Raw genomic sequence first — 13216 nt, forward strand, 5'->3', positions numbered from 1 at the left:
CCTCACTGGTGACAGTTTGCACGCAATTTTTTCGGGACACGCCCCTTCAACCAGCCTTTAGAATGAGAAACAGCAATGGCTTCTTGGGAACCATATTTTACGCCAAAATATTTCTCGAATTGTGAGACTGAGCCTTTATGTGGGAAAGTAGCTTCATGCGCAGAAGTTTTTACTAATTGCATTGTTGTCCTTCCTGTGGCTGGGTCAAAGTCATCGACATGATGCCATGTATATCCGGTTGCTTCGCTTTTAGAAATACCGGCTGCCTTGAAAGCCTCGGTGAAATCTCTATCTCGAGTTCCTTGCATTGTAATAGATACAATATTCTGTTTCGTTCCATTGGTAGGGAAAAGATCTGGACTTCCTGTAAAGTCAACTCCCTTTAATGCCAACCCCCACGGATCCACCCAACCCAGCGCGTTCGGCGCATACTGGTAAAGGTTAATCCCCCCCGCCAGTCCTATCGGGTCCTGCTGCGTAAACCGCCCGCAGTCCGGGTCATAATACCGGAACAGATTGTAGTGCAGCCCTGTCTCACGGTCCAGGTATTGCCCCTGCATGCGCAGGTTCTGAGAATATCCTGATACCTGCGTCTCGCTTTCCCGCAGCAGCTTGCCCCAGGCGCTGTTCACCCCTTCCCAGCGCACCTGCCCTTCGATATCCGTCATCCGCTCCGGCGTGCCGTTGGGCTGGCAGTGGAACCAGAAGATCTCCGGAGCATCCACGCCGTCAATACGCGCCAGCGGATCGTAGCTGTCCTGATCGCTGTAGACGTAGGTGAGCGGCACATCCCCGTGCACCTCCTGCAGCAGGCGGAACCCTTCCCAGACAAACCGGGTGGTCACTGGCTTACCGGTTGGCTGTCCGCCCAGCATCTGGCGTCGCGTTTTGCTGATACGTCGCCCGAGCGGATCGTAGCGGAAGCTGACCTGCGTCTGCGGTTTATTGCGGTCCCGCGGCTGGCTGATGACTTCCGTCAGGCGGTGTTCACCGTCGTAGCGGTAGTGCCAGCGGGTCTGGCCGTTATCCTTCTCCACGGTGCGGCCGTGGATGTCATAACGCCAGCGAATGCCGCTCAGCTGCGTCAGGCGGTTGTGCGTGACCTTCTCGGCAGCCCCTTCCAGCGGGTTACCGGCAGCGTCCCAGCGCCACTGCTCCTGTCCGGGCAGCGTGCCGTCCTGAATGAGCAGACGCCCGGCGCTGTCGTACTGCCAGCGGTACCAGCTGAACGGGTTATCGTCCCGCTCTTCCCGCACCAGGTTATTGCGGTAGTCGTAATCCCAGCGGCGGGACCAGCGGCGCGGCGACGGGCGCTGCGCATTGCCGGTAAAGACGTCCCGGCGATGCAGTCGCCCAAGACGATCGTATTCGCTGCGGGTGGTCAGCAGCCCCTGAGTGCGGCTGGTCTCCCGGTGGAGTTCGTCGCGGGTAAAGTCGGAGACCGACAGCTTATCGAGAGCAATGCTGAGCAGATGCCCGCTGCCGTAGTAAAACTGCTTGAGCTCGCGGCCATCGGGAAGCGTGATAGAGGTGCGGTTGCCCAGCGCGTCATACTCCCACGCCAGCTCGCCGTGCTCGCCCGCCTCGCGCGTCACGCGACCGAGCGCGTCATACTCAAAGGCCAGCTCCTGCTCTGCCGCGGTGGTCCACGCGTCGGCTGCAAGCGCAGGATGCAGCCCAATCCGGCTTAACAGCCCGGACGGCGTGTAGTGATAGCGTGTCTGCCCCTCCGGCGTGGTGCGGGCGACCAGCTGGCCGCTCGCGCTCCAGGCGAAGGCATGGGTGATGGCCTCAGGATGACCGGCGGCAAACGTGCGTGCTATCGTGCGTCCGCAGGCGTCATAGCGATACTGCGAGGCTACGCCATCCAGCCCCACCTCTTCCAGCAGCAGCGAGTCCGCGCCCCAGCGGAACTGATACGCTTCGCCGTTTTCGTTTTCCAGGGAAATCAGACGCCCGCGGCTGTCCCAGCGGCGACGGACCTCTTCACCCTGGGTATTACGCGTCGCGGTTAATCGCCCTGCCTCATCGTATCTGAACTCACTCTCTTTACCGTCGGCGCCCGCATGCTTCACCGGCAGGCCGCGTTCGTTCCATTTGAGCGATTCCGTCCAGCCTTCCGGGCGATCGAGCTGCACCGGACGCCCTGCTGCGTCGTAGCGATATCGCGTCTCTTCCCCGTCGGCGCCAGTCTCGGCCACCAGCCAGCCCAGCGGGTGATAGCGGTAGCGGGTAATACGCCCGGAACAGTCCGTCGAACGAACGATCTGCCCGGCCTCGTTGTACTCCTGGTAGCGGCTGTTTCCGGCGGCATCGACCTCTTCAACGACCTGGCCGAACTCGTCCCGGCGTAGCTGCGTGGTCTGCCCCATCGGGTCCACCACGCGCTTAAGCCCGTGATGTTCGTCGTACCAGAACCGGGTGGCGCTGCCGTCGGCTTCAATAATGGCCGCAGGAAGCGCGCGGTGCTCCAGCCAGGCGGTGGTGCGGGTATTACCGTCGGCGTCGATCTCCTGAACCCGGTTGCCCATTTCGTCGTAGACGAAGGTAACGGCATTGCCGAGCGGATCGATGCGTCGCGTCAGAAGCTCGTTCTCGTTCCACTCGTAGCGCCAGTTTTCACCGCGCTCGTCAACGTAGCGGACAATCAGATTCTGCGCGTTCCAGTAGTGGCGGCGCGTCTGGCCGTCGTAGTGCTCAACGGTCGTCAACCCGGCGGCTAAATCGTAGCTAAAGCGGCAGCCGTCGCCGGTGCTGGTGCGGTTTTCCACCACGCGCCAGTGATCGAATTTTTTCCAGCGGTATTCGCTCTCCAGACCGCCCGGCATCCGGTGCCAGACCATCAGCCCGTGCTCGTTATAGCGGTATTCACGCGTCACCACGCCGGAGGCATCCGTCGCGCTCGCCAGCTGGCCGCGCGCGTCGTAGCCCCACTGCATCAGCGGCCAGGCCTGGCTGCCGTCAAAATGGCTGGCAGCGGTAACGCGCTGCGGGAAACGTTCATCGTCATAGCGCAGGGTGACGTCTATCGCCCGCGGCTCGTCGTGAAGGCCGACCAGCCTGCCGTGCTCGTCCCACTCCGTCAGCAGCGCGTTGCCGTATTCGTCGCTGAGGGAGGCCAGACGCAGGATAGATGGATTCGCCCGGGTCGGTTTATACAGACGCCACACCGCGCCGTCATCGTCGGCAATCGCCACGTCGCCGCTCTCATTGCGGCGGATAATGATGCCTTCGCTGATGCTGTAAAACGCGCGGTCGACAGGCGGCAGCTCGAAGCTCAGCTCGCGCCCGGTTTCGTCGAACCAGGTGGCGTTGTTGTCTTCCAGCGTGAGATAGCTATCAAAGGTCGTTGCCCAGCCCAGACCGAACAGCCCTTCCCGGGTGGTCAGGCTGTTGTAGCTGCGCTGCCAGCGAAGCGGAAAGCGCCCCGGCAGCGAGAAATCGAGTTCGTCGTCGTCATTCAGCACCTTCACGCCGGTGGCGGCGTGAACCGGGTGCGAGGAGCCAAACACGGCATTCACCGCCATATCGGCCAGCATCCCGCCGCCGGCCGCCGCCAGCGCGCAGGGCATGTTTTTCAGGATCTTACCCGGACGCCCGCGCAGCAGCGAGAGCGCAATCATCCCCAGCGCCAGACCCGGCGTTTTACCGCTTTTGATATCGCGGACCGTGAGCGTGTCGCCGCCGATGATCACGTTCGGGGAGACGTCGTCGGAAACGGTGCCTTCGCAGGTGGTGCGATCTTTGGCACGCACCGCGGGCTGCCCGTTGATGAAGACGCTTTTAGAGCCTTCCGCCAGATACTGCGGCCCGGAGTGCTTTTCGCACGCCACCTTGTCCTCTTCCAGCGGCGAGGTTCCCGCGGCGGCAGAGGCCACGCTCGGCTGCCACATTTCGCTGCCAAACTGACCGGCGGCGGATAGCAGCATGCCCGCGTAATCGGCAAAGCTGCCCGGCGACTGCGGCTCGGGGGACGGTGTATCGGCGGGCGTCAGCGTGCCTGCCGCGCGCGCGGCGGGGATTGCGTTGGTGAGAACGTTACTGGAACCGGTAGTGATTTTACCCGCAGGCGACGGCGGGAAAAGCGCATTACCTAACCCCTCAGCGGCGTTGCTGATATCGTCGGTGATCCCCGCGACGTTCGCCAGCACGCCACCGATAATTCCGCTTAACAGACAGCTGGATCCAATTGCCGCCACGCCCGCTGCGGCCGCCCCTGCGCCCAGCAATGGCGCCGCTACGGTTGCAGCTGCGCCTACCGCCGCGCCGATCACCGCATAGGCGGCACCCTCCGCCACAATGCTGGTGATGTCAGCAAAAATGCTGGAGTGAATAATCTCGTCGCCCTTACGGGCCGCCTTGTTATCGCTCATGCCTTACACATTCCGGTTGTCGTTTAGCGTCAGACTCTGCTTAAGCGCGCTCCAGCGCACCTCGTCCTCTTCGGTGAATGCCCTGAGTGCCGAGAGGGTAAAAATCATCAATACCGGTTTGCCCGGCGTCTGCACGGCCAGCTGTTTTTGCCACAGGCGCTGCCCGTTACGGTCAAAGGTGGTTTCAACTTCCAGCCCGTTAATTTTTCCGTCAGGCCCGGCTTTTACCTTCCGGAATTCGCTCTGGGCAATTTCGCCCATCTGAGGACGCAGCACATCCCACTGGCGGTGGAACTCTTGTTCATAGTCGCTGCCATCGGGGATAACGCCGCGGCTGACCACCACGGACAGCCCGCTTTCGTCATCGCGAATAATGTTCATGCTGTTATCCTGCCAGGCAGCAGGAAAAAGGGAAAACGAACCTTCCTGGAGGGTGTATTTCATAAGTGAACTCGGGATGATTAATATTGTGAGAAACAAAAAGGGCAATCCATGCTGGCCCTCTTGCTGGCTGTTTTATTATTTACGCCATTGACCTGACTGTTCGACTAAAACATGGCCGCCTTTGCTGACAACCAATTTCGCGGGTGCATAATCTTGATTAGTTGTTCGTTGCAAAATGCATCGCATCAAATCTGGCAGCCCACTGCTGAATATCGGCATTAATAACCGGGCTATTATCTGAAGACTGGTAATGAATAACGTCCGACTCCGGAACCACCCAGGCCGCAAAGATTTTGCCGTCAGGATCGATAACCAGCGCTGACGCGTTCTCCAGATAGAGATCTTTTAGCCAGCCTTCAACAAACAATCCGCCACCTGCGGTGGTATGCGGTTCACCGAAGACATCAAAGTTATCAATAAAGGTCTGGTAATGATTTCCCAGCAACGCCCTGAGATTGTCTGTCACTTCGCTATCGTTAACGATGCGGCTAACCGTTTCGAGCTTATTGTATTGCGATAATTCAAGCGCCGATGACGCTTCAACGACGCCAGCCAATAAAGCCGTGAACAATACGGCTGCCAGATATTTTTTGGTCATAAATCACTCTGAAGAACCATTTTCGTAATTCATGGTTATTTTCACAACCTTACTGTCTTTAACCTCAAAAGAGAGCAATTTCTTACCCAATTCATAGGAAATCCACTGTTCCCCGGAATCATTTTCAACCTGGCCATCGCCGTATGCATTGTTCAGTGCTCTGATTGTTGAACCCACATGAACTCCACGCGGCGTTAAAATATCTGAGGCAGTCAGCGTAATCTGGGAGACGATATAATCATCAACGCTTCTTTCTGCTTTATCCCACCAGAGATTGGAAGTGAATATTTCTAAACCATCCTTTTGATGCTGGTAGAATTTATAGTTCGTTCCGTCAAAAGGAATCTCACCGACAAAATGGCCTTCAAGCGGCACGTCAATTTTACGGGCAATATCAGGAGTCCATCTGTCGCCTAATGCGACAGGCTGGCCTTTAACCTTGACGGAAAAATCCTGTTTTGTCAGAACGGACGGCATAGCTTCTGCCAAAACCACATTGCTGCCCAGACAGGTAAACATCAGGGCAGAACAAAGAAATGTCGGAGTGTGTTTTTTCACATTAGTTGTCATTCAATGAATATTTATTGCGCTTCTCACCACTGGAAACATCGCCAGGACATGGAAGCAGCGTTTCTTATTCGGCGCTTATGACGACTGAACCCAGACAGTCAGGATTTTTCACGGTGAAACTGAAGCTCACCTTTTGTCCATTCATATCTTTTGGCGCTGTATAACTGGTCACTTCGTTCTCAGAGCGGCCTCGTGGATAATCAGTTAGCGTCAGCTGCGGATAATGCTTTTTAACGGTATCGAGAGTGATGCACTGGCCGGACGGTGAAAAATTCAGTAACGGTGCCATACCGTCACTTTCTTTACTTAAACGTAAATCAATTGCAGTAATGTTCGTTCCATCCGCCAGTTTGATATCGTCGGCATTGTAGAAATTGATATATTCATTTTGTTTCGTCAGCTTGAACGACAACGGAGCGTTGCTCAGACTGGTAACGGACAACGTTTTAAGTGATGCGCTCATTTGTGCAATGAACTGCCAAAGATCCTGTTTCTGCATGTTACCTCCTGCCATTCCCGTCGTTAATAAAGCCACAAGCACCGCACCCGTTTTTAGACTATGGATAATTTTTATCATACCAACCGCCATAATAATCTTCGTAATATTGCCCTGTGGTGGACGTTTGCTCGCCTTTGCCAAAGATAAGGCCTATCTGCGTTCGCGCTTCACTTTCCTTTATAGTTCCACGTTCGAGGGAATCATAAATACGATTATATTGTGTCTGATTTGCCGGATTGCCCGCAATACCGATATCCCCACCCTTGTTGGCTATGATTTCGCGTTGGACCCGGATATTGTTCAACGTTGCAGCGCCTTCATCACTGAGTGTGCTGTTGAGATAGGCGTCGCGCGAAGAAAAATCAATGTTGGGTTCATATAAAGCGTGACCACTTTCATGCGACAGAGACTGAACAACCGCATTCGGATTACCGAGCTCGTTTTTATCAACGGTAATAACTCGCTTTTGACGATTGGCAAACGTCCCCTTACCTGCCTCACCTTCTTCAAATGTCCAGCCTCGTTTCTTTAACGTAGCTATGTCATTTTTCATGGTCGGTGATTTATCGACAAGACTATCTACATCCTTGCCATATCCGCTTGAAGGAGCATTGGAGGCTGGAGGCGTAGCGTTTTTAGAGGCTTCGGCAGGTGCGCTGGCAGCCACACCAGCCTTACTCTCCTTTCCCGGCGCAAATTTCTCCTGCACCGCCGCATCAATATCCCCTTTATGCCCCGATCCTGGTGCCGTTGTGCCCGGCTTGGTGCCAGAGGTATTCAGATGCAGCTTACCGCCCGTGGTGATATACCCATCCCCTTCCACGAAGAAGTTAAACTCTTTGCCGATCAGGTTAATCTTGCCGTTGGCATTCAGCTCAATGGCGCTTTCACCTGAGACCAGCCGCAGCTTCGTCCCGGAAGCAATCACATACTGCTCCACCGCCGCATCCAGCTTGCCTTTCCCCGTCAGGATCTCGGTTCCGCCTTTCACGGCCTGGGTTTGGTTCGCTTCCACGCGGTGCAGCTCGTTTTTCTTCACGTAATGGCTGCGCGCCCCGCCGACGCTGTGCGTTTCATCGTTCTTAACGCTAGTGTCCATGTTGCGCTCGGCCTGGATCCACACCTGCTCTGCGCCCGCTTTATCCTCAAACCGCAGGGCGTTGGCATTGTCGACGGAACCGTCTTTCGTGCGGCTCATAAAGCCCATCTGCGTCGCCGCGGCAGGCAGCGCCCACGGCGGCATGCTCGCGTCGTTGTACACGCGTCCGGTAATAATCGGACGATCCGGATCGCCGTTGATAAAGTCCACCACCACCTCGTCGCCGACGCGCGGGATCTGCACCCCGCCGTAGCCCTGGCCCGCCCACGCGCTCGACACGCGCACCCAGCAGGAGCTGGTGTCATCGCCCTTCGCCAGGCGGTCCCAGTGGAACTTCACCTTCACGCGGCCGTATTTGTCCGTCCAGATACTCTCGCCCTTCGGCCCCACGACTTTCGCGGTCTGCGGGCCGTAGGTGCGCGGCCACGCCGTGTTCTGCGCCGGACGGTAGACCACCGCCGACGGGATGACCGTAAAATCGGTGCGGTGAATGGTTTCACCCTCGCCGCTCGCGTAGCGGTTCTCTTCGAAGTGGTAACCCGCCGCCGTCACCAGATACTCGCCGTTGTCGCTGAAGAACGGCGCGTTGGTTAAGGTGAAGGTGTGGCCCGGCGCAATCCCCGCCGCCGTGGCGGTGGCCTGAATCTGCTGATGCTCCACCTGCCAGCGTTCCTGACGAATACGGGCATAAAACTCTCCGTGGCCTTTGTCCACAAAGCGACCCGGCCAGTCGTACACGTCGATGCTGCCCGGCTTCGGCGACGCCGGGTTCTGCTGGGCCTGGAACAGCCACGCGTTCGGCTTGCGGAAGTCATAGTCGTCGAGGCTGTAAATCCCCGGCGTCACGCTGTCCTCCAGCGCCCACTGGCTGATGCCCTCTTCGTCCGTACTGCCGCCGGACGGCGTCTGGTGGTAAGGAATGACCTCATAGCCGCTGAACGGCTGATGCTGCGTGGCGGCGTCGGTGAGCACCAGGGTGTGTTTGTCCGCCTCGTGGCTGAAGTGATAGGCAATCCCCTCCAGCTCCATCAGGCGGCTGATGAAGTCCAGGCTCGACTCCTGATACTGCACGCAGTAGTCCCACACCCGGTAGCTGCCGGTGAGTTTATCCTCAACGTTAACCTGATGCTCGCCCAGCAGGGTTTTCACAATCTGCGGCACCGTCTGCCCTTGGAAGATACGCAGGTTACGGTCGCGCTTCATCGGCCACAGGTCCGGCTCAACCGTCAGCTGGTACACCGCATAGCGGGTGCCCGTCAGCTCGACGGCGCTGACCGCCACGCGGGTAATTTTGCCGTTAACATAGCGGGACGTCAGCAGGTTCTGCGTCGGGATGGTCACCGTGACCGGCTGGCCCAGCAGCTTGCTGCGGTCAATGCGCGCGTCCGTGCCGAGCACGGTCAGCGTCAGCGCGAACGACTCGGACATCGCCTCGCGGCCCGTCAGTTTCCAGAACAGAAGCCCCTCCACCGGGAGCTGAACGGTAATTCGGTTGAGCATAATCTTTATTCCATCTAGCTTATGCGATTCAGAAAAGAGGTTCGCATCTGTGACTGAGCGTAATTCTAAGGGTTCACCAGCCAGGTGCCCGGCTTGGTGATATCCAGCGTCTGGCCACGCGTTCTTCCGTTGCCCTGGAGTTCAATCTTCACCTCACCGGCCGGTAGCTTGAGCGATGCATAGCCGTTGGTCGCCGGACGCAGCGCTTTTGGCTCGCCGTTCACTTTCAGCGTTTCGCCGTCGAGGATGCGGATATAGACCAGCGCAACAGGGCTCTCCACAGGCGGCGGAGTCTGCTGGGCCGTCGCCTGCTCGTTAACCTTCGCCGTTTCCGGCTTCACGTCCGGCGCGTTTGCGGAGGTCTCAGTCGGACGCGTCTCTGCCGGTGCCTGTGCAGCCTGCTCGGGAGCATCGTTACCGCCGCTGAACAGCATCGCCCCGGCGACAATACCCACCAGCACGCCTGCGGCAACCATGCCAGGGATCTTGTAGCGGCGCCAGTCGAGCAGCGAAGCCGGTTTTTCGTCTTCGACCGGAACCAGCATCGTGCCGGGCTTTTTCGCCGTCAGCACGTCGTTGATCCCTGCGACTGGCATCTCAATCAGCGCGGCGAACTCGTCGATTGACTGCGGACGGTCCTCCATGTGCAGCGCCAGCGCGCGGTCGATGGCCTGCAGCAGCGGAATGGAATAGCCCTGCGGCATGATTTCCACCAGCGGTTTGCAGGTATCCTGAATCGAGCGCACCACGCTGACCGGCGGCGGAGAACCCACAATCAGGGTACGCAGCACCGCGCCGAGGGCGTAAATATCCGTCCACGGGCCCTGCTCGCTTTCGTTATCGTCGGTGTACTGCTCGATCGGCGCAAAGCCCGGGCGCAGCATGGTTTCCGTTTCATCGGAAAGGTTACCGATGGTGCGGCGCGCGGAGCCGAAATCAAGCAGCACCGGCAGGCCGTTATCCTGGATCTGAATGTTATCCAGCGAGATGTCGCGGTGCAGATAGCCTTCGTTATGGATGGTCTTGATCGCACCGAACAGCATCGGCAGCGTGCGGCGGATCCAGGCCTCGTTGATCAGCTCCGGCTTTTCCTCGCGCAGGCGCGAAAGCGTGGTGCCGCTGTAAAACAGCGTCCCCATGTAGGCCGTGTCGTTTTGCACCCAGAAACGCAGGACGTGCAGCAGGTTCGGATGGTTAAAGCGCGCCAGCAGACGCGCCTCCTGAATAAAGCTGTTCAGGCCTGCGGAAAACGCTTTGCCAAAACGCTCGCTGCGCAGCACAAGGGTCATGTCGTCGCCGCGCACGGCGAGTGAGGAAGGCATAAATTCTTTGATAGCGATAGTGCGTTCGAGCTGGTGATCCCACGCGCGATAGACGATGCCAAAACCGCCGCCGCCGATCACCTCTTTGATTTCAAACTCGTTGAAGCGGTACCCGACCGGGAGCGCGTTTGGGACAGTCCGATTGTTATCATTATCCGTCATCTTTTACAGTTCTCTTGATGATTATTACGCGGCAAACTGACAGTGAAACTCGCCCTGCTCGCAGGTGACGTGCAGACGTCGGTACTGCTCGTCGCTGCGGCTGGCGGTAAGTAAGATCTGGCTCATCTGAGGCAGCAAGGTGTTGGTCAGAATAGCATCCACCATGCGGCCCCCGGACTCCACCTCGGTACAGCGCTGAACAATCTGTTCCACCACGCTGTCGTCAAACTCAGAAATAATGCTGTGATTCTCTTCCAGACGACGCTGAATGCGCTTGAGCTGCAGGCGAACAATCTGCCCCAGCATCTCGTCGCTGAGCGGGTAGTACGGCACCACCAGCAGGCGGCCCAGCAGCGCCGGTGGGAAGACCTCCAGCAGCGGCTGGCGCAGGGCGCCGCTTAACGCATCAGGCTCCGGCATCAGCTCCGGATCGGCGCACATGGCGCTAATCAGGTCGGTGCCGACGTTGGAGGTCAGAATAATGATGGTGTTGCGGAAATCGATGTGGCGCCCCTCGCCGTCTTCCATCCAGCCTTTATCAAAGACCTGGAAGAAGATCTCGTGGACGTCCGGGTGCGCTTTTTCAATTTCGTCCAGCAGCACCACGCTGTACGGGCGGCGGCGCACGGCCTCGGTCAACACGCCGCCTTCACCATACCCTACGTACCCCGGAGGCGCACCTTTTAAGGTGGAAACGGTGTGCGCTTCCTGGAACTCACTCATGTTGATGGTGATAACGTTCTGCTCGCCGCCGTACAGGGATTCCGCGAGCGCCAGCGCGGTTTCGGTTTTACCGACGCCGGACGGGCCGCACAGCATAAAGACGCCCACCGGTTTGTTCGGATCGTCGAGCTTCGCCCGCGAGGTTTTCACGCGGCGGGCAATGAGATCCAGACCGTGACGCTGGCCGATAACGCGCTGGTTAAGCGTGTCGGCGAGGTTGAGCACCGCGTCGATCTCGTTTTTCACCATCCGGCCCAGCGGGATCCCGGTCCAGTCAGAGACCACCGCGGCAACCACGTTTTCATCCACCGCCGCAAACAGCAGCGGCTCATCGCCCTGCAGGGCGTTCAGCGCCTGCTGCTGTTCCGCCAGCTGGCCGCGCAGCTCGGCGCTATCGTCATCGCCCGCCGCGAACAGCGCCGCGCGCAGGCGGATAATCTCCTGCACCAGGCTGCGCTCTTCTTCCCAGCGCTGGGCCAGGGCTTCGCGTTTTGTCTCATACGCGTCGCGTTCGGCGAGTAAAGCGGTTACGCGATCGGCGTCACCGGCTCCCACGCGCGCTTCGCGTTCAGCAATCTCAATTTCCACGTCCAGCGCGGCAAGGTGGCGCAGGCAGTCTTCCAGCTGCGCAGGGGGCGCGCTCTGGCTGACCGCGACGCGGGCGCAGGCGGTGTCGAGCAGCGCAACGGCTTTATCCGGCAGCTGACGCGCCGGGATGTAACGATGCGACAGCTTCACCGCCGCGCTGACCGCTTCGTCGAGCAGCAGCACCTGGTGGTGCGTCTCCAGCGGCGACACGGTGCTGCGCAGCATCAGAATGGCTTTCGCTTCGTCCGGCTCGTGGACCTGCACCGTCTGGAAACGACGGGTCAGCGCCGGGTCTTTCTCGATGTATTTTTTGTATTCCGCCCAGGTGGTGGCGCCGATGGTGCGCAGCTGACCTCGCGCCAGCGCGGGTTTCAGCAGGTTCGCCGCATCGCCGGTCCCCTGCTGGCCGCCAGCGCCAATCAGGGTGTGGATCTCATCGATAAACAGAATGATTGGCGTGGCGCTGGACTGGACTTCGTTAATGAGCGCCTGCAGACGAGCTTCAAACTCGCCTTTCATGCCTGCGCCTGCCTGCAGCATGCCGATATCCAGCAGCCACAGCTGAATATTTTGCAGCGGCTCCGGAACGTCGCCGTCGGCAATACGCAGCGCCAGCCCTTCCACCACCGCCGTTTTCCCGACCCCGGCTTCCCCGGTCAGCAGCGGGTTGTTCTGGCGGCGACGCATCAGGATATCCACCATCTGGCGGATCTCCTCGTCGCGCCCGACAACCGGGTCAATCTTCCCTTCGCGGGCGCGGGCGGTCAGGTCCTGGCCGTACTGGGCCAGCGTCCCCTGCGCCGCCGGTACCGTACCCGCCGGTGCGTCTGCGGCGGCAGCGGCCTGCTGCGTCTCTTTGCTGTTGGCGCAAATCGCGTCGAACTGCTCAATCAGCACCTCGACGTTCAGGCGGGTGAACTGCGACGAGATGCTTTTCAGCACGTTGGCCAGATTCCAGGTTTTCAGCATGCCGATCAGCAAATGACCGCCGCGAATACGGCTGACGCCAAACTTCAGTGATCCAAACACCCAGGCGCGCTCCACGGCGCTGTCGATATGCTCGGAGAGATCGGAAACGGAACTGGCGCCACGCGGAAGGACATCCAGCGCGGCCACGATATCGCGGGTCAGCTGCTGTTCATCGAGGGCAAAGTGGCGGATGACCTGCTGCAGATCGCCATCCTGCTGCTGCATCAGCTGATGCAGCCAGTGCACCAGCTCAACGTACGGGTTGCCGCGCAGCTTGCAGAACGCAGTGGCGCTTTCCAGAGAGGTAAATAACAGCGTATCCAGTTTGCCGAAAAGCACGGCACGGCTAATTTCTGACATGTTAGTTTC

Annotated in this window: 8 protein-coding genes; all 8 read right to left on the reverse strand. The window is 58.8% G+C overall.

Annotated features, from left to right (window positions below):
* Positions 1-2: 2 nt before the first annotated feature.
* On the reverse strand, positions 3-4373 hold the full coding sequence (locus IM317_RS10685; RefSeq protein ID WP_033145781.1) for an RHS repeat-associated core domain-containing protein: 4371 nt from the start codon (positions 4371-4373) through the stop codon (positions 3-5).
* 3 nt (positions 4374-4376) lie between these two features.
* Positions 4377-4817, reverse strand: a complete 441-nt coding sequence (locus IM317_RS10690; RefSeq protein ID WP_033145782.1) for a DcrB-related protein — start codon at positions 4815-4817, stop codon at positions 4377-4379.
* A 157-nt stretch (positions 4818-4974) separates the two neighbouring features.
* Entirely contained in the window at positions 4975-5415 is a 441-nt protein-coding gene (locus IM317_RS10695) for a hypothetical protein (RefSeq protein ID WP_049014896.1), read from the reverse strand.
* A 3-nt stretch (positions 5416-5418) separates the two neighbouring features.
* Positions 5419-5973, reverse strand: a complete 555-nt coding sequence (locus IM317_RS10700) for a hypothetical protein (protein ID WP_223997963.1) — start codon at positions 5971-5973, stop codon at positions 5419-5421.
* 76 nt (positions 5974-6049) lie between these two features.
* Positions 6050-6562 (reverse strand): hypothetical protein, encoded by a 513-nt coding sequence (locus tag IM317_RS10705; RefSeq protein WP_033146548.1) that lies wholly within the window; start codon positions 6560-6562, stop codon positions 6050-6052.
* On the reverse strand, positions 6543-9083 hold the full coding sequence (locus IM317_RS10710; protein WP_033145784.1) for a type VI secretion system Vgr family protein: 2541 nt from the start codon (positions 9081-9083) through the stop codon (positions 6543-6545). Before IM317_RS10710 ends, IM317_RS10705 begins: the two co-directional genes overlap by 20 nt.
* A gap of 65 nt (positions 9084-9148) precedes the next feature.
* Positions 9149-10567, reverse strand: a complete 1419-nt coding sequence (locus IM317_RS10715) for a serine/threonine-protein kinase (RefSeq protein ID WP_033145785.1) — start codon at positions 10565-10567, stop codon at positions 9149-9151.
* A 24-nt stretch (positions 10568-10591) separates the two neighbouring features.
* Positions 10592-13207, reverse strand: coding sequence for a type VI secretion system ATPase TssH (gene tssH, locus IM317_RS10720; RefSeq protein WP_033145786.1), 2616 nt, complete (start codon positions 13205-13207; stop codon positions 10592-10594).
* Positions 13208-13216: the final 9 nt, after the last annotated feature.

It is taken from the genome of Enterobacter cloacae complex sp. S3 (assembly GCF_014930495.1).
Classification (GTDB): Bacteria; Pseudomonadota; Gammaproteobacteria; order Enterobacterales; family Enterobacteriaceae; genus Enterobacter; species Enterobacter asburiae_B.

Bases quoted from the DNA above. Each gene is read 5' to 3' on its own strand.
- IM317_RS10710 (WP_033145784.1), bottom strand. From the start codon at position 9,083: ATGCTCAACCGAATTACCGTTCAGCTCCCGGTGGAGGGGCTTCTGTTC.
- IM317_RS10690 (WP_033145782.1), bottom strand. From the start codon at position 4,817: ATGAAATACACCCTCCAGGAAGGTTCGTTTTCCCTTTTTCCTGCTGCC.
- IM317_RS10685 (WP_033145781.1), bottom strand. From the start codon at position 4,373: ATGAGCGATAACAAGGCGGCCCGTAAGGGCGACGAGATTATTCACTCC.
- tssH (WP_033145786.1), bottom strand. From the start codon at position 13,207: ATGTCAGAAATTAGCCGTGCCGTGCTTTTCGGCAAACTGGATACGCTG.
- IM317_RS10695 (WP_049014896.1), bottom strand. From the start codon at position 5,415: ATGACCAAAAAATATCTGGCAGCCGTATTGTTCACGGCTTTATTGGCT.
- IM317_RS10705 (WP_033146548.1), bottom strand. From the start codon at position 6,562: ATGATAAAAATTATCCATAGTCTAAAAACGGGTGCGGTGCTTGTGGCT.
- IM317_RS10715 (WP_033145785.1), bottom strand. From the start codon at position 10,567: ATGACGGATAATGATAACAATCGGACTGTCCCAAACGCGCTCCCGGTC.